This is a genomic window from Streptomyces sp. NPDC058240 (genome assembly GCF_042882135.1).
Taxonomy (GTDB): Bacteria; Actinomycetota; Actinomycetes; order Streptomycetales; family Streptomycetaceae; genus Streptomyces.
Map to the genome: position 1 here is coordinate 1 of NZ_JBHVWT010000035.1, position 16,427 is coordinate 16,427.

The following is a 16,427-nucleotide window of genomic DNA, read 5'->3' on the forward strand; positions in this document are numbered from 1 at the left end:
TTCGCTTTCGCGCTTCCCTTTCCAGCGGTTCCAACCTTACCAGACTCTTTTTCGTTCCGTTTCCGGTCCGAATTTGAATTCCGGTGACCTTTGGATTGGTCTTTGCCTTTCGGCGGATCCGACTTTATCAGAAGTTCTGAGTCGGAATTCCCGCCCCGTCCGGGACGCTCACTGCACACGAGTGTGCGCGGTGCTTCCCGGTCAGGCGGAGCCGTAAACGTACTGGAGCGGGGCGCCCCGATGCAAATCGGGGGCCCCGCTCCGGAGTTCGTTCCTGTCGGCGTCAGACCTCGACGACGACGGGAAGGATCATCGGGCGCCGGCGGTAGGTGTCGGAAACCCACTTGCCCACCGTGCGACGGACGAGCTGCTGGAGCTGGTGCGGCTCCAGCACGCCGTCCTGGGCGGACTTGTTGATCGCTTCCTCGATCTTCGGCACCACGGCGCTGAACGCCGAGTCGTCGATGCCGGAGCCGCGGGCGTGGATGTCCGGCCCGCCCGTGATCTTGCCGGAGGAGCTGTCGACCACGATGAAGACCGAGATGATGCCCTCGTCACCGAGGATGCGGCGGTCCTTGAGCGAGGTCTCGGTGACATCGCCGACCGAGAGGCCGTCGACGTACACATATCCCGCCTGGACCTTGCCGACGATCTTGGCCTTGCCGTCGATGAGGTCGACGACGACGCCGTCCTCGGCGATGACGATGTGGTCCTTGGGTACGCCGGTGAGCGCGCCCAGTTCGGCGTTGGCCCTCAGATGGCGCCATTCGCCGTGGACCGGCATCAGGTTCTTCGGCTTGCAGATGTTGTAGAAGTACAGCAGCTCGCCGGCCGAGGCGTGGCCCGAGACGTGGACCTTGGCGTTGCCCTTGTGGACGACGTTGGCGCCCCAGCGGGTCAGTCCGTTGATCACGCGGTAGACCGCGTTCTCGTTGCCCGGGATCAGGGACGACGCGAGGATCACCGTGTCGCCCTGGACGATCCGGATCTGGTGGTCGCGGTTGGCCATCCGGGACAGTGCGGCCATCGGCTCGCCCTGGGATCCCGTACAGACCAGCACGACCTCGTCGTCCGGCAGGTCGTCGAGGGTCTTGACGTCGACGACCAAGCCCGCGGGGACCTTCAGATACCCGAGGTCACGGGCGATGCCCATGTTGCGGACCATCGAGCGGCCGACGAAGGCGACCCTGCGGCCGTACTCGTGTGCCGCGTCGAGGATCTGCTGGATGCGGTGCACGTGGCTGGCGAAGCTCGCCACGATGATGCGCTTCTGGGCATTGGCGAAGACCGTGCGCAGGACGTTGGAGATGTCCCGCTCGGGCGGTACGAAGCCGGGGACCTCGGCGTTCGTCGAGTCGGAGAGAAGGAGGTCGATGCCTTCCTCGCTCAGCCGGGCGAAAGCGTGCAGGTCGGTGAGCCGGCCGTCCAGCGGGAGCTGGTCCATCTTGAAGTCGCCGGTCGCGACGGCCATCCCCGCGGGTGTGCGGATGGCGACCGCGAGGGCGTCCGGGATGGAGTGGTTGACCGCGATGAACTCGCAGTCGAACACACCGATGCGCTCGCGCTGGCCCTCAGCCACTTCGAGGGTGTACGGACGGATGCGGTGCTCCTGGAGCTTCGCCTCGATCAGCGCGAGGGTCAGCTTGGAGCCGATGAGAGGGATGTCCGGCTTCAGACGCAGCAGATACGGGACACCACCGATGTGGTCCTCGTGGCCGTGCGTGAGGACGATGCCCTCGATGTCGTCGAGACGGTCCCGGATCGTGGTGAAGTCCGGCAGGATCAGGTCGATTCCGGGCTGCTCCTCCTCGGGGAAGAGAACTCCACAGTCGACGATGAGCAGGCGGCCGCCGTACTCGAAGACCGTCATATTGCGGCCGATTTCGCCGAGGCCGCCGAGCGGGGTGACCCGGAGGCCGCCCTTCGGGAGCTTCGGCGGGGTGCCGAGTTCGGGATGCGGATGACTCAAAAGACTCTCCTTACCACGCACGCCACGTACCGCTTGGGCACGTGGCGCGCATGTCATTCGTGCACTTGCTGTTGTCTGTGATCGCTCTTGCGAGTGTTCTTCGCTTATTCAGTTGTGAAGTCTGTAGTTACAGCTCTACCCCACCGGCTGCGAGATCGATCTTGAGCTGCGCCGTTTCCTGTGCGGTGAGTTCCACCAGGGGAAGACGCAGCGGGCCCGCCGGGAGGCCCTGGAGGGCCAGTGCGGCCTTGGTGGTGATCACACCCTGGGTACGGAACATGCCGGTGAAGACCGGCAGGAGCTTCTGGTGGATCTCCGTGGCCTTCTGGACGTCGCCGCCGGCATACGCCTCGATGAGGGCGCGCAGGTCGGGGGTGACGACATGGCCGACGACGGAGACGAATCCGATGGCGCCGACCGAGAGCAGCGGCAGGTTCAGCATGTCGTCGCCGGAGTACCAGGCGAGGCCGGAGCGTGCGATGGCCCAGCTGGCGCGGCCGAGGTCGCCCTTGGCGTCCTTGTTGGCGACGATGCGCGGGTGCTCGGCGAGCCGTACCAGCGTCTCCGTGTCGATCGGCACACCGCTGCGACCGGGAATGTCGTAGAGCATCACCGGCAGGCCGGTGGCGTCGGCGATGGCCGTGAAGTGGCGGAAGAGGCCTTCCTGCGGCGGCTTGTTGTAGTACGGCGTCACCGCGAGGAGTCCGTGGGCGCCGGAGCGTTCGGCCGTACGGGCGAGCTCGATGCTGTGCCGGGTGTCGTTGGTGCCGATGCCGGCGACGACGTGGGCCCTGTCCCCCACGGCTTCCAGTACCGCCCTTACGAGCTGGTCTTTCTCCGCGTCGCTGGTGGTCGGGGACTCGCCGGTGGTGCCGTTGACGACCAGGCCGTCATTGCCTGCGTCCACCAGATGGGCGGCGAGCCGCTGGGCACCGTCGAGGTCGAGTGCACCCTCCGCCGTGAAGGGCGTGACCATAGCGGTGAGGACCCGCCCGAAGGGGGTCTGCGGAGTGGAGATCGGAGCCATGGGTAACACGCTACTCGCTGCTCAGCGCCCAATGTCCCCTCGGGGGGACAAGCTGTAGGAGCCCGGCACTGCCTGCTCGGGGGTTCAAGCAGTGCCGGGTCCGTTTGATCAGCCTAGATGAACTTCACGAAACGCCGCAATACGGACACCGCTTACGGGGCTACGCGTCCGTTCTTGTTGAAGGCTGCATGGGTGAGCGGCATGAGCCGGGCCCAGTGCTCCTCCATCTGCTGTCCGACCATCTCGATCTCGCGCTGCGGGAAGGACGGCACCTTCGCCAGCTCGTGCTGGGTACGCAGGCCGAGGAAGTGCATCAGCGAGCGGGCGTTGCACGTGGCGTACATCGAGGAGAAGAGGCCGACGGGGAGCACGGCGCGGGCGACCTCGCGGGCCACTCCTGCGGCGAGCATCTCCTGGTACGCCTCGTACGCCTGGCGGTAGGAATCCTCCATGACGCGGCCGGTGAGCTCCTGCTGGGCCCGGGTGCCCTCGACGAACTCGTACTTGCCGGGGCGGCCCTGCTGGACGAGCTTGCGGGACGCGTCCGGGACGTAGAAGACCGGCTCCAGCTCCCTGTAACGGCCCGATTCCTCGTTGTACGACCAGCCGACGCGGTGCCGCATGAACTCGCGGAACACGAAGATCGGGGCGCTGATGAAGAAGGTCATCGAGTTGTGCTCGAACGGGCTGCCGTGGCGGTCGCGCATCAGGTAGTTGATGAGGCCCTTGGAGCGCTCGGGGTCCTTGGTGACCTCCTCCAGGGACTGCTCGCCGGCCGTGGAGACACGGGCCGCGAACAGGACGTCGGAGTCGCCCGCGGCGTGTTTCACCAGCTCAACGGTGACATCGCTGCGGAAGCTGGGCTTTGCGGGCTCGGGGGTCTCGGTCACCGGCGGGGTCCTTCCAGTTGCGTCGCTCGGGCGGCGCCCACTCTACGGGCCACCACTGACAACCAGGTCGGGAAGGGCCGTCCAGGGATTTCTTCGACGAATTCGGCGATTCGGGGCACCGATCGGGCCCGCCGTGCGTCTGACTCACTAGCAGCATCCGTAACAGAGTTCAAGGAGACCTTCCTCATGTTCCGCCGGCGTGAAGCCGTCCCGTTCTCGTTCGTGGCCGAGAGCGACCGATTCCGCAGCAATGTCACTCCGCCCCCGCGGGAGCGCGCCAGCGTCTCCCAGCTGGCCGCCCGTTCCCTCGTCGGGCTGACGGTGGTCGCCGGCCTGGTCGGGTCGCTGATCCTCGGTCTGCCCGCGCTCAGCCCCACCCAGAGTCCTTCGCATGCCGAGCAGACCGAGGCCGCCCACGGGCACTGACTCGTACGGGCCCCCTGGGGTGGTCGGGTCGGTGACCTCCTCGGTAGCCTCACCGGGCACAGCAATCGAGCGTGTTTGTGAGTGAGGATCTGTCGTGCCCCTGCCCTTTCTGACGGCCGACCGCGCGTTTGACGCGAGCGCCGAGGACATCGCGCTGCCGTTCGACGACCACGACAGCTGGCGACGTCCGTACCGCCCCGGCCCCTGGCGCGTCGCGGCTGCGGCCTTCCTGCTGCTGCTCGCGTCCTTCGTGCTGCTCGCGGGAATGATCATCGCGTTCGCCGGGGCGCTGCCGGGCACGGCCGTGTGCCTGGTACTGGCCCTCGGGGTCATCCTCTGCGCGCTGCGGCTGCTGCGGGTCGGTGCCTGGGTCAGCCGCCACGGCGTGCGCCGGGTGGGCTTCTTCACGACGGCGACCGTGCCGTGGAACCGGGTCACCGCCATCCGTACGGTGCAGCAGCCGGTGAAGTGGCTCGGGTTCCCGCGCACGGTCCAGGGGCAGGCCCTGATCGTCGTACGCCAGGGGGGCGAGGCGATGGCGCCGCTGCTCACCGACAACAGCGCCGACTTCCTGACGCGCGGCGAGGCGTTCGACCGTGCGGCCGACACGGTCGAGGCGTGGGGGGACGAGTACCGGCGGGTCTGAGGCCCTTGGACGAACGGGCCGCCCGGCCCGGCACGCCCGTTCAGGATGTGCTGGGCCGGGCGGTCTTCATGTGCAGGGCGATGGCTCGCTGCATGGCCTTTCGGGCCCGCGGGGTGTCCCTGGCGTCCTGGTAGGCGACGGCGAGGCGGAACCAGCAGCGCCAGTCGTCCGGGGAGTCCTCGGTCTCCTCGCGGCGGCGGGCGAACACCGCGTCGGCCGAGTCGCGGTCGATGCGGCCGGACGGGGTGCGGACCAGTTCGTCGACCGGCAGGCCGCCCTCCGCGTCGAGTTCCGCGGCCAGCGCGTTCGCCCGCGACACGAACTGGGTGTTCTTCCAGAGGAACCAGATGCCGATCACCGGCAGGATCAGCACCGCGACCCCGAAGGTGACCGTCAGCAGGGTGCCGTGCTCGATGAGCAGGACGCCGCGGCTGCCGACCAGGACGAAGTAGAAGACCAGGACGGCAGCGGTGGCGAAGTAAGTGATCTTTGCGCGCATGGCGGGGGCTCAGTCAGTTCAGGTCGAGGAAGTGTTCCAGGCCGAATGTGAGGCCGGGAGTGGTCACCACGCGGCGTGCGCCGAGCAGGATGCCCGGCATGAAGCTGCTGTGGTGCAGGGAGTCGTGGCGGATGGTGAGGGTCTCGCCCTCGCCGCCGAGCAGCACTTCCTGGTGGGCGAGGAGGCCGCGGAGCCGGACCGCGTGGACCGGGACCCCGTCGACATCCGCTCCCCGGGCCCCGTCCAGGGCCGTGGTGGTGGCGTCCGGCTGCGGGGCGCAGCCGGCCTTCCTGCGGGCCTCGGCGATCAGCTGGGCGGTGCGGGTGGCGGTGCCCGAGGGGGCGTCGGCCTTGTCGGGGTGGTGGAGTTCGATGACCTCGACGGACTCGAAGTAGCGGGCGGCCTGCTCCGCGAACTTCATCGTGAGGACGGCGCCGATGGAGAAGTTCGGCGCGATGAGCACACCGGTCTCCGGGGAGCCGGCGAGCCAGGTGTTCAGCTGCGCGAGCCGTTCGTCGGACCAGCCCGTCGTACCGACGACGGCGTGGATGCCGTGCCGGACGCAGAAGTCGAGGTTGCCCATCACGGACGCGGGGGTGGTGAGCTCGACGACGACCTGGGCGCCGGATTCCGTGAGGGTCTCCAGCTCGTCGCCGCGGCCCAGCGCGGCCACCAGCTCCATGTCGTCGGCGGCCTCGACGGCTCGTACCGCCTCGGATCCGATGCGGCCCTTGGCGCCGAGAACGGCCACGCGCAGCTTGCTCATTGCTCTGCTTCCTTACGGGTGGGGTTAGGAGACCGCTTCTTCGAGGCGGTCGGCCTGCTTGTCCTTGAGCGGACCGATGACGGAGAGGGAGGGGCGGTGTCCGAGGACCTCGCCCGCGACCGCGCGGACGTCGTCGGGGGTGACTTGCGCCATCCGGGCCAGCATGTCGTCGACCGACATCTGGTCGCCCCAGCACAGTTCGCTCTTGCCGATGCGGTTCATCAGCGCGCCGGTGTCCTCCAGGCCGAGGACCGTGGAGCCGGAGAGCTGCCCGATGGCGCGGCCGATCTCCTCGTCGCTCAGTCCTTCGGACGCCACCCGGTCGAGTTCGTCCCGGCAGATCTTGAGGACGTCGTGGACCTGGCTGGGCCGACAGCCCGCGTACACCCCGAAGAGTCCGCAGTCGGCGAAGCCCGAGGTGTACGAGTACACGCTGTAGGCGAGGCCGCGCTTCTCCCGTACCTCCTGGAAGAGGCGTGAGCTCATGCCGCCGCCGAGGGCGGTGTTGAGGACGCCCAGCGCCCAGCGGCGCTCGTCGGTGCGGGCCAGGCCGGGTACGCCGAGGACGACGTGGGCCTGCTCGGTCCTGCGGTTCAGGAGCTCCACCCGACCCGCGGTGCGCAGGGTGCGGGAGCCCTCGCGCGGGGCGACCGGGACGGCGTCGGTGCGGGACAGGGCGCCCGACCGCTCGAAGGCCTTGCGGACCTGGCGTACGACCGTGGCGTGGTCGATGTTGCCGGCGGCGGCGACGACCAGGTGCGTGGGGTCGTAGTGCTTCTTGTAGAAGCGGGCGATCCGGCTGCGGTCGAGCGCGTTGATGGTGTCGACGGTGCCGAGGACCGGGCGGCCGAGGGGGGTGTCGCCGAGCATGGTGTGCGCGAACAGGTCGTGGACGCAGTCGCCCGGGTCGTCCTCGGTCATCGCGATCTCTTCGAGGATGACGCCGCGCTCGGCGTCGACGTCCTCGGCGGTGATCAGCGAGCCGGTCAGCATGTCGCAGACGACATCGATGGCCAGCGGCAGGTCGGTGTCGAGGACCCGCGCGTAGTAGCAGGTGTACTCCTTCGCCGTGAAGGCGTTCATCTCGCCGCCGACCGCGTCGATCGCGGCGGAGATGTCGAGGGCGCTGCGCTTGGCGGTGCCCTTGAAGAGGAGGTGCTCGAGGTAGTGCGTCGCGCCGTTCAGCGTGGGGGTCTCGTCGCGTGATCCGACGTTGGCCCAGATACCGAAGGTGGCGGAGCGTACGGAGGGCAGGGTCTCGGTGACGACCCGGAGACCGCCGGGCAGGACGGTGCGGCGGACCGTACCGATGCCGTTGGTGCCCTTGAGAAGCGTTTGGGTACGGGCGACGGCCCGCGCCTCGGAGGAGGCGCGGGCCGTCGTCACGGAACTACGGGACGTCACTTGGCGGCGTCGTCCTTCTTCTCGTCCTCTTCGCCCTCGACGACCGGGATCAGGGAGAGCTTGCCGCGGGAGTCGATCTCCGCGATCTCGACCTGGACCTTGGCGCCGACGCCGAGCACGTCCTCGACGTTCTCCACGCGCTTGCCACCGGCGAGCTTGCGGATCTGCGAGATGTGCAGCAGGCCGTCCTTGCCGGGCATGAGGGAGACGAAGGCACCGAAGGTGGTGGTCTTGACGACCGTACCCAGGTAGCGCTCGCCGACCTCCGGCATGGTCGGGTTGGCGATCGAGTTGATCGTGGCGCGGGCGGCCTCGGCGGCCGGTCCGTCGGCGGCACCGATGTAGATGGTGCCGTCGTCCTCGATCGTGATGTCGGCGCCGGTGTCCTCCTGGATCTGGTTGATCATCTTGCCCTTGGGGCCGATGACCTCACCGATCTTGTCCACCGGGATCTTGACGGTGATGATCCGCGGGGCGTTCGGGGACATCTCGTCCGGGACGTCGATGGCCTCGTTCATCACATCGAGGATGTGGAGGCGGGCGTCGCGGGCCTGCTTCAGCGCGGCGGCCAGGACCGAGGCGGGGATGCCGTCGAGCTTGGTGTCGAGCTGGAGCGCGGTGACGAACTGCTTCGTGCCGGCGACCTTGAAGTCCATGTCGCCGAAGGCGTCCTCCGCACCGAGGATGTCGGTGAGGGCGACGTAGTGGGTCTTGCCGTCGATCTCCTGGGAGATCAGGCCCATGGCGATACCGGCGACGGCGGCCTTGAGCGGCACACCGGCGTTCAGCAGCGACATGGTGGAGGCGCAGACCGAGCCCATGGACGTCGAGCCGTTGGAGCCCAGCGCCTCGGAGACCTGGCGGATCGCGTAGGGGAACTCCTCGCGCGTCGGCAGCACCGGCACGATGGCGCGCTCGGCGAGCGCGCCGTGGCCGATCTCGCGGCGCTTGGGCGAGCCCACGCGGCCGGTCTCACCGACGGAGTACGGCGGGAAGTTGTAGTTGTGCATGTAGCGCTTGCGGGTCACCGGGGAGAGGGTGTCCAGCTGCTGCTCCATGCGGAGCATGTTGAGGGTGGTGACGCCCAGGATCTGGGTCTCGCCACGCTCGAACAGCGCCGAGCCGTGCACCCGCGGGATGGCCTCGACCTCGGCGGCGAGCGTACGGATGTCCGTGACGCCACGGCCGTCGATGCGGACCTTGTCCTTGATGACGCGCTCGCGGACCAGCTTCTTGGTCAGCGCGCGGTACGCGGCGGAGATCTCCTTCTCGCGGCCCTCGAAGGCCGGGAGGAGCTTCCCGGCGGCGATCTCCTTGACGCGGTCCAGCTCGGCCTCGCGGTCCTGCTTGCCGGCGATGGTGAGCGCCTGGGCCAGCTCGGACGTCACGGCGGCGGCGAGCGCCTCGAAGACGTCGTCCTGGTAGTCCAGGAAGACCGGGAACTCGCCGACCGGCTTGGCGGCCTTGGCGGCCAGGTCGGACTGTGCCTTGCAGAGCGCCTTGATGAAGGGCTTCGCGGCCTCGAGACCGGCGGCGACGACCTCCTCGGTGGGGGCCTCGGCGCCGTCCTTGACGAGCTGGATGGTCTTCTCGGTGGCCTCGGCCTCGACCATCATGATCGCGACGTCGCCGTCCTCCAGGACGCGACCGGCGACGACCATGTCGAAGACGGCGTCCTCGAGCTCGGTGTGCGTCGGGAAGGCGACCCACTGGCCCTTGATCAGCGCGACACGGGTGCCGCCGACCGGACCGGAGAAGGGCAGGCCGGCCAGCTGCGTGGAGCAGGAGGCGGCGTTGATCGCGACCACGTCGTACAGGTGGTCGGGGTTGAGCGCCATGATCGTCTCGACGATCTGGATCTCGTTGCGCAGGCCCTTCTTGAAGGAGGGGCGCAGCGGGCGGTCGATCAGGCGGCAGGTGAGGATCGCGTCCTCGGAGGGCCGGCCCTCACGACGGAAGAAGGAGCCGGGGATCTTGCCGGCGGCGTACTGCCGCTCCTCGACGTCCACCGTGAGGGGGAAGAAGTCGAGCTGGTCCTTGGGCTTCTTGGAAGCGGTGGTGGCCGACAGCACCATGGTGTCGTCGTCCAGGTACGCCACGGCGGAGCCGGCGGCCTGCTTGGCCAGGCGGCCCGTCTCGAAGCGGATGGTGCGGGTGCCGAAGGTTCCGTTGTCGATAACGGCCTCGGCGTAGTGGGTCTCGTTCTCCACTAGCGTTTTCTCCGATACATATCGTCTTCTCGCCCCCACGCCCGTGTGGCGGGGGACGGTAGCGGAGAAGCCCTCCATCGGCGGGCCGGTCTTCGATCGAAGCACCCGGGTCGATGAGTCCGGGGGCCACTACCGAGGACCGGCGGCGGGGAGGTCTGCTTCTCGCTCGTCTGTTGGTCGTTCTCCGACCAGGTTACTGAGATTCGGCTCAGCTTGGCATTCCGGTGGTGCGGGCGGGCCCGTCACTTCCCGGATGTGCGTATGTACGCACAATCGTACGTACAACAAAGGGAGCGGCCCCCTCAGTGGTGGGAACCGCTCCCTTCACGGCGAACTACTTGGCGCCGCCGGCCGCACCGCGGCGGATGCCGAGGCGGTCGACCAGCGCACGGAAGCGCTGGATGTCCTTCTTGGCCAGGTACTGAAGGAGGCGGCGACGCTGGCCGACCAGGATCAGCAGACCACGACGGGAGTGGTGGTCGTGCTTGTGCGTCTTGAGGTGCTCCGTCAGGTCCGAGATCCGGCGGGAGAGCATCGCGACCTGGACCTCGGGGGATCCGGTGTCACCCTCCTTCTGGGCGAACTCGGACATGATCTGCTTCTTCGTAGCGGCGTCGAGCGGCACGCGTACTCCTCTTGATGTTCGATGCGCCCACGAGTGCCCCTGGTCTTGATCGCAGGGGAGCTTCCATGACTCGGAGGCGAAGGTCCGATGAGCGCAGCTCCCAGCATGATCCGGAAGGGCGTACACAAACGGCCGTCACACAGCGTACCAGCCCGGCGCAGCCGGTTCGGCCGGGCGGGTGCGCGGGGTCAGCTGGTGAGAGCGCGGATCGACTGGTAGAGATCGAAAACGGCGAGGCACAGGGGGATCAGCGTCAGGAGCACACACGCTTCGGCGATCTCCAGGAAGCGCCCCCAGAACGGGGTCACTCCCTTGCGCGGCACGATCAGCCCGATGGCAGTGATCAGAGCGGCGGCGCCCGCAACGGCCGCGGCGAGCCAGATCGTACGGATGTCGAGCGCGGTGCTGTCCCCCATGGCGGCGTCGCGCAGCATTTCGACCGGCGGGTTGAGGGACAGGCCGAGGCCCAGGAGCACGAGTGCGCCGAGACCCGCCGCCAGCGCGCAGCCGACCTGGGCCGTGTAACGGAACAGGTGGGAACGCATCAGCATGGCGATCCCGGTGGCGAGCGCCAGCAGCTGACCCCAGATGTTGTCCGAGAATCCCAGGACGGCTGCGGCGCACACGGCAACCAGCGCGCATCCGCCGACCAGGCCGACGAGCAGTTCGTGGCCGCGCCGCGCCTGGGCGGCGATGCGGTCGGCGTCGACCGGGCCCTGCGGAGCCGGTTCGGACGTCCCGTAGTCACCGACGGTGGTACGGGGCGGCTCGAAGCCGATGGGGAGGCGGGCGAAACGGGTGGAGAGACCGGGCAGGAAGGCGAGGACACCCACGGAGAGCGGCGCGCACACCGCCGCGGACTCGGCGGGCTCCATGCCGGCCATGATCGCGATGAAGGTCACCAGCAGACCGATAGCGGCGGCGAACACGAACGCGACGAAGAGACCGTCCCCACCGGGGGCGGCGATCATGAGGATCACGGCCGCCACCAGCACAGCGGCGCAGGCGAGCAGGAACTGGAGCCTGCCGATGCCCTGCCCCTCACCGAGCGACAGCAGCCCGGCTCCGGAGACCGCGGCGTTCGCGAGCGCGCCGATGCCCAGCGCCGTGGACGATCCCCGGTCGTCGTAAACCCGGGCACGTACGCAGGCGAGCGCGAGAGCGAGTACGGCGACGATCGCGGCAAGGGCGCCCGGCAGTCCGTGCATGTCGTGCCGGGGGCCGGAGTTCCACAACACGAAACCGAGCAGGACCAGCAGGAGCGACCCCGCGAAGAGCCCGGCACCGCGCATGAGGCTGTCGCCCCAGAGGGTGCGGTCGCGGGCGACGGCGGTGGCGACCGCGTCGGAGACGTCGTCGAAGACCGCGGGGGGCAGCGACTCGGAGAAGGGGCGCAGGGACAGCAGTTCGCCGTCGAGGATGCGCTGACCGGCCAGGGTGCGCCCGCTGTCGAGGACGGTGCCGTCGCGACGCACCAGGTGATAGCCGACCGGAGCGCCCTGGGCGGGGCTCTGTCCCGACAGCCGGAGGATCTCCGGGTACAGGTCGGCGACGGGGATGTCCTCGGGCAGCGCCACGTCGACGCGGCTGTCGGGCGCGACGACCGTGACCCGGCAGAAGCCGGTTCCGTTGCTGGCCGGAACTCCGGAACCGGGCCGACCTTGTCCGGTGGCCGCCGTTTGGGCCGTCATAGTCACCTGCTGCTCCCCCTCATCGTTCTCCTGAAACGAACCGGGGATCGCGGACCTCGCTAAGGGCCGTCCCACAACCTCCGGCGCCTCGCGCACACCGGGGGTTACGGGACGGCCCTCGCGCCCCGAACGGCCGTTTCCTTGCGGTAGTTAGCGAATGCTTACACGCGTTGCGACACCCTACCGCTCCCGGTGTCATTCCATACGCCAGTAGGATCCTCCCGCGGATGGAGCCCGTCGCCACGGGGGCGCCGATACGAACAGTTCTGTCCGGCAAGGGAATTGGTGAGCTGTGAGCCAGATTGTCGTCAAGCGCCCACCGCGGGCTCTGCCCTCCGAAGTGCCGGACGAGCAGGTGCAGTTGCAACCTCCGCCCGAGCTGCCTCGCGGTCAGCAGGAGGGGGTGATGATGCAGCTGCTGCCGATGCTCGGCATGGGTGGTTCCGTGGTCTTCTTCTTCATGACCCCGAACCCGATCATGCGCATCATGGGCATGATCATGATCGCCTCGACGGTCGCCATGGCCGTCGCGATGATGGTCCGCTTCCGGCGGGGGACCCAGGGACAGCTCGCCGACATGCGGCGTGACTACCTGAAGTACCTGACGCAGACCAGACGCGCCGTGCTGAAGACGGCCCGGAAGCAGCGCGACGCACAGTTCTATCTCCACCCGTCCCCGGACCAACTTTGGGCACTCGTCGCCGAAGGCAGCCGGGTCTGGGAACGCCGCGTCGGTGACGCCGACTTCGCGCAGGTACGCATCGGCCTGGGCAGTCAGGAACTCGCCACGCCGCTCATCGCCCCCGACACCGCGCCGGTGGACGAGCTGGAGCCGCTGACCGCGGGGGCGATGCAGCAGTTCCTGACGACCCACAGCACGCTCGACGGCCTGCCCATGGCGGTCTCGCTGCGCGCCTTCTACCACCTGACGATCAGCGGCGAGGCGGAGTCCGTCCGTTCCACGGCCCGCGCGATGGTCGGTGCGCTCGCCTCACTGCACTCCCCCGAGGACCTGGTCGTCGCCGTCGCGACGGACCGGGACGCCGCCCCGCGCTGGGAATGGACGAAGTGGCTCCCGCACGTCCAGGCCCCGGACCTCGTCGACGGTGCCGGCGTCCGCCGGCTGATCACCACGAGCGTCGCGGAGCTGGAGGAGATGCTCGCGCCCCGGCTCGACGGCCGGCCGCGCTTCCAGCCCGATGGCCAGCCGCTCATGGACCAGCCCCATGTCGTCGTCGTGCTCGACGGCCAGTCCGTATCGCCGGTGTCCGCGCTCGCCGCGGCCGAGGGCCTTCAGGGCGTGACGGTCATCGAGGTCGTACCGGGCGAGGTCAACGGCGCACGTGGCGGCCTGTCCGTCGTGGTCCAACCCCATCTGCTCCAGCTGGAGTCCGGGCACGGACTGGTCTACGACGGCGTTCCCGACCTGCTCAGTCACGAGGCCGCCGAAGCGCTGGCCCGGCAACTGGCGCCGCTCCATGTGGCCTCGGGCGGGGACGACGACGAGCCACTTCTCGCCAATCTCGAATTCACCGATCTGCTGAACCTCGGTGACGCGGCCTCGATCGATGTCGCCAGGACCTGGCGGGCCCGCTCCCAGGCGGAGCGGCTGCGCGTCCCGATCGGGGTCGGCGAGGACGGCAGCCCCGTGATGCTGGACCTCAAGGAAGCGGCGCAGGAGGGAATGGGGCCGCACGGACTGTGCGTCGGCGCCACCGGTTCCGGAAAGTCCGAGCTGCTGCGCACACTCGTGCTCGGCCTTGCCGTCACCCACACCTCGGAGACGCTCAACTTCGTCCTGGCGGACTTCAAGGGTGGTGCCACCTTCGCCGGCATGGCGCAGATGCCCCATGTCGCGGCGGTGATCACCAACCTCGCGGACGATCTGACGCTGGTCGACCGCATGGGTGACTCCATCAGCGGTGAGCTCAACCGCCGGCAGGAGATGCTGCGCGACGCGGGCAACTACGCCAACATCCACGACTACGAGAAGGCACGCGCCGCGGGCGCCCCGCTGCAGCCCATCCCCTCGCTCGTCCTGGTCATCGACGAGTTCAGCGAACTGCTGACCGCCAAGCCCGACTTCATCGAGATGTTCGTGCAGATCGGGCGCATCGGCCGTTCGCTGGGCGTCCATCTGCTGCTGGCCTCGCAGCGCCTTGAGGAGGGGCGGCTGCGCGGTCTGGAAACCTATCTGTCGTACCGGATCGGCCTGCGCACGTTCTCGGCCGGCGAGTCCCGGGCGGCGCTGGGTGTGCCCGATGCCTATCACCTGCCCAACGTCCCCGGCTCCGGGTACCTGAAGTACGGCACGGACGAGATGGTGCGCTTCAAGGCCGCGTACGTCTCCGGGGTGTACCGCTCGGGCGCCCAGACCGCCGTGCCCTCCGGCCCCTTGCCGGTGGACCGCAGGCCGGTGGTGTTCACGGCGGCTCCGGTGCCGGTTCGCTACGTACAGCCGAGCCCGCAGGCCGGCGCCTCCGTGCCCGACGCGCGTACGTCGGAGGACGACGCCCTGGCCGACACGGTGCTCGATGTGATCGTGCGCCGGCTGGAGGGCCGGGGGGCCTCCGCGCACCAGGTGTGGCTTCCTCCGCTGGACAACCCGCCGTCGCTGGACGAGCTCCTGCCGGGGCTCTCCGCGGTCGAGGGCCGTGGGCTGACCCAGCCCGGATTCGAGGGTTCGGGCCGCCTCGTCGTACCGCTCGGCGTGGTCGACAAGCCGTACGAGCAGCGGCGCGACACGCTCTACCGGGACTTCTCCGGTGCGGCGGGTCACATGCAGATCACCGGTGGTCCGCAGTCCGGCAAGTCCACGCTGCTGCGCACACTCATCGCGGGCTTCGCACTCACCCACACGCCCCAGGAGGTCCAGTTCTACGGACTCGACTTCGGTGGCGGCGGCATGGCCTCGGTCTCCGGCCTGCCGCACGTCGGCGGCATCGCCTCCCGGCTCGACCCCGAGCGGGTGCGGCGCACCGTCTCCGAGGTGTACGGGATCATGGCGCGGCGCGAGGAGTACTTCCGCAGCGCCGGCATCGACTCCATCGCCACCTTCCGCAGGCTGCGGGCGCGCGGCGACATCCCGGCCACGGACCAGCCGTGGGGCGACGTATTCCTGATCATCGACGGCTGGGGCAACTTCCGTACGGACTACGAGGCCCTGGAAGCGGCAGCGGTGGACATCGCGGCACGCGGCCTCGGATACGGCATCCACCTCATCGTCACGGCGTCGCGTTCCATGGAGGTCCGGTCCAACCTCAAGGACCACCTGATGAACCGGCTCGAACTGCGGCTCGGCGACGTCATGGACTCCGAGCTGGACCGCAAGGCCGCGGTCAACGTGCCCGCCGGCGTGCCCGGTCGTGGTCTCACACCGGAGAAGCTGCACTTCATGGCCGCGGTACCGCGGATCGACGGCATCAACTCCGACAGTGACCTCTCCGAGGCGACAGCGGCCATGAACCAGGAGGTCGCCCGGCACTGGACCGCGGCGCCCGCCCCGGCGGTCCGGCTGCTGCCCCGCGAACTCCCGGTGCACGAACTGCCCGCGGGCTACGCGCATCCGGAGCGGGGCGTCGCGTTCGGCATCGACGAGAACAACCTGGAGCCGGTCTTCCTCGACTTCGACCGCGACCCGTTCTTCCTGGTGTTCGGCGAGAGCGAGTCCGGCAAGTCCAATATGCTGCGGCTGCTCATCAAGCAGCTGTCCGAGAGGTACGACGGGAACGTCTGCAAGTTCTTCGTCATCGACAACCGTCGAGCGCTCCTGGACGTCACCCCTGCAACGCACCTGGCGGAGTACGTGCCCATGTCCAACAACATGGAGCACCACATGGACGCGCTGTACGACCTGATGAAGCGCCGTACTCCGTCGCCCGACGTCACGGCGCAGGAACTGCGCGAACGCAGTTGGTGGAGCGGCCCGACGGTGTACGTGGTCATCGACGACTACGACCTGGTCTCCACGTCCAGCGGGAACCCGCTGGCCAAGCTCACGGAGATGCTGCCGTTCTCACGTGACGTCGGCGTCCGGTTCATCATCGCCCGTAGCACGGCGGGTGCCGGACGGGCTCTGTACGAGTCGTTCATGCAACGGATCACGGAGCTGGGCGCACAGGGCCTGATGCTCTCGGGCGACCCCATCGAGGGGGACGTCCTCGGCAACGTACGACCGCGCCCGATGCCCCCGGGGCGCGGGGTCTTCGTCACCCGTCGGCGCGGGAATCCGCTGGTGCAGTCGGGGCTCATGGACGGGCACCGGTAGGGCCGCG

Annotated in this window: 12 protein-coding genes; 3 read left to right on the forward strand and 9 right to left on the reverse strand. The window is 68.8% G+C overall.

Going from position 1 to position 16,427, the window contains the following annotated elements; genetic code table 11:
* Positions 1–283: 283 nt before the first annotated feature.
* From ACFVX4_RS32540 to thyX, 3 genes are all read right to left on the reverse strand, one after another.
* The gene (locus ACFVX4_RS32540; RefSeq protein WP_389984256.1) at positions 284–1,969 is read right to left on the reverse strand and encodes a ribonuclease J; all 1,686 of its coding nucleotides are present in this window, start codon (positions 1,967–1,969) and stop codon (positions 284–286) included.
* A gap of 127 nt (positions 1,970–2,096) precedes the next feature.
* On the reverse strand, positions 2,097–2,996 hold the full coding sequence (gene dapA / locus ACFVX4_RS32545; RefSeq protein WP_389984259.1) for a 4-hydroxy-tetrahydrodipicolinate synthase: 900 nt from the start codon (positions 2,994–2,996) through the stop codon (positions 2,097–2,099).
* A 152-nt stretch (positions 2,997–3,148) separates the two neighbouring features.
* Entirely contained in the window at positions 3,149–3,886 is a 738-nt protein-coding gene (thyX, locus tag ACFVX4_RS32550) for an FAD-dependent thymidylate synthase (protein ID WP_266427529.1), read from the reverse strand.
* Between the two features lie 186 nt (positions 3,887–4,072).
* Here thyX and ACFVX4_RS32555 point away from each other — a divergent pair, with 186 nt between their 5' ends.
* Entirely contained in the window at positions 4,073–4,312 is a 240-nt protein-coding gene (locus ACFVX4_RS32555; RefSeq protein ID WP_385337355.1) for a hypothetical protein, read from the forward strand.
* A 94-nt stretch (positions 4,313–4,406) separates the two neighbouring features.
* Positions 4,407–4,958 carry a hypothetical protein gene (locus tag ACFVX4_RS32560; protein WP_389984262.1) on the forward strand — a complete coding sequence of 184 codons (552 nt, stop codon included), beginning with the start codon at positions 4,407–4,409 and terminating at the stop codon, positions 4,956–4,958.
* 40 nt (positions 4,959–4,998) lie between these two features.
* Here ACFVX4_RS32560 and ACFVX4_RS32565 read toward each other — a convergent pair whose 3' ends face one another.
* From ACFVX4_RS32565 to eccD, 6 genes are all read right to left on the reverse strand, one after another.
* A complete protein-coding gene (locus ACFVX4_RS32565; protein WP_389984265.1) occupies positions 4,999–5,457 on the reverse strand; it encodes a hypothetical protein in 459 nt (152 codons plus the stop codon).
* A 13-nt stretch (positions 5,458–5,470) separates the two neighbouring features.
* The gene (gene dapB / locus ACFVX4_RS32570) at positions 5,471–6,223 is read right to left on the reverse strand and encodes a 4-hydroxy-tetrahydrodipicolinate reductase (protein ID WP_389984268.1); all 753 of its coding nucleotides are present in this window, start codon (positions 6,221–6,223) and stop codon (positions 5,471–5,473) included.
* 24 nt (positions 6,224–6,247) lie between these two features.
* The gene (locus ACFVX4_RS32575; RefSeq protein WP_389984271.1) at positions 6,248–7,627 is read right to left on the reverse strand and encodes a M16 family metallopeptidase; all 1,380 of its coding nucleotides are present in this window, start codon (positions 7,625–7,627) and stop codon (positions 6,248–6,250) included.
* Positions 7,624–9,837, reverse strand: coding sequence for a polyribonucleotide nucleotidyltransferase (locus ACFVX4_RS32580; protein ID WP_389984273.1), 2,214 nt, complete (start codon positions 9,835–9,837; stop codon positions 7,624–7,626). The genes ACFVX4_RS32575 and ACFVX4_RS32580 overlap by 4 nt, the downstream gene beginning before the upstream one ends.
* Positions 9,838–10,171: 334 nt before the next feature.
* Positions 10,172–10,462 carry a 30S ribosomal protein S15 gene (gene rpsO / locus ACFVX4_RS32585; protein ID WP_003965855.1) on the reverse strand — a complete coding sequence of 97 codons (291 nt, stop codon included), beginning with the start codon at positions 10,460–10,462 and terminating at the stop codon, positions 10,172–10,174.
* 188 nt (positions 10,463–10,650) lie between these two features.
* Positions 10,651–12,153, reverse strand: coding sequence for a type VII secretion integral membrane protein EccD (gene eccD, locus ACFVX4_RS32590; RefSeq protein ID WP_389984275.1), 1,503 nt, complete (start codon positions 12,151–12,153; stop codon positions 10,651–10,653).
* Between the two features lie 292 nt (positions 12,154–12,445).
* Here eccD and eccCa point away from each other — a divergent pair, with 292 nt between their 5' ends.
* Complete coding sequence (eccCa, locus tag ACFVX4_RS32595; RefSeq protein ID WP_389984277.1) at positions 12,446–16,420, forward strand: type VII secretion protein EccCa; 3,975 nt, start codon at positions 12,446–12,448, stop codon at positions 16,418–16,420.
* The last annotated feature ends 7 nt before the right edge of the window (positions 16,421–16,427 follow it).

Excerpts from the sequence above, each read along its gene's own strand:
- dapA (WP_389984259.1), bottom strand. The coding sequence starts at position 2,996 with ATGGCTCCGATCTCCACTCCGCAGACCCCCTTCGGGCGGGTCCTCACC.
- ACFVX4_RS32565 (WP_389984265.1), bottom strand. The coding sequence starts at position 5,457 with ATGCGCGCAAAGATCACTTACTTCGCCACCGCTGCCGTCCTGGTCTTC.
- ACFVX4_RS32555 (WP_385337355.1), top strand. The coding sequence starts at position 4,073 with ATGTTCCGCCGGCGTGAAGCCGTCCCGTTCTCGTTCGTGGCCGAGAGC.
- dapB (WP_389984268.1), bottom strand. The coding sequence starts at position 6,223 with ATGAGCAAGCTGCGCGTGGCCGTTCTCGGCGCCAAGGGCCGCATCGGA.
- eccD (WP_389984275.1), bottom strand. The coding sequence starts at position 12,153 with ATGACGGCCCAAACGGCGGCCACCGGACAAGGTCGGCCCGGTTCCGGA.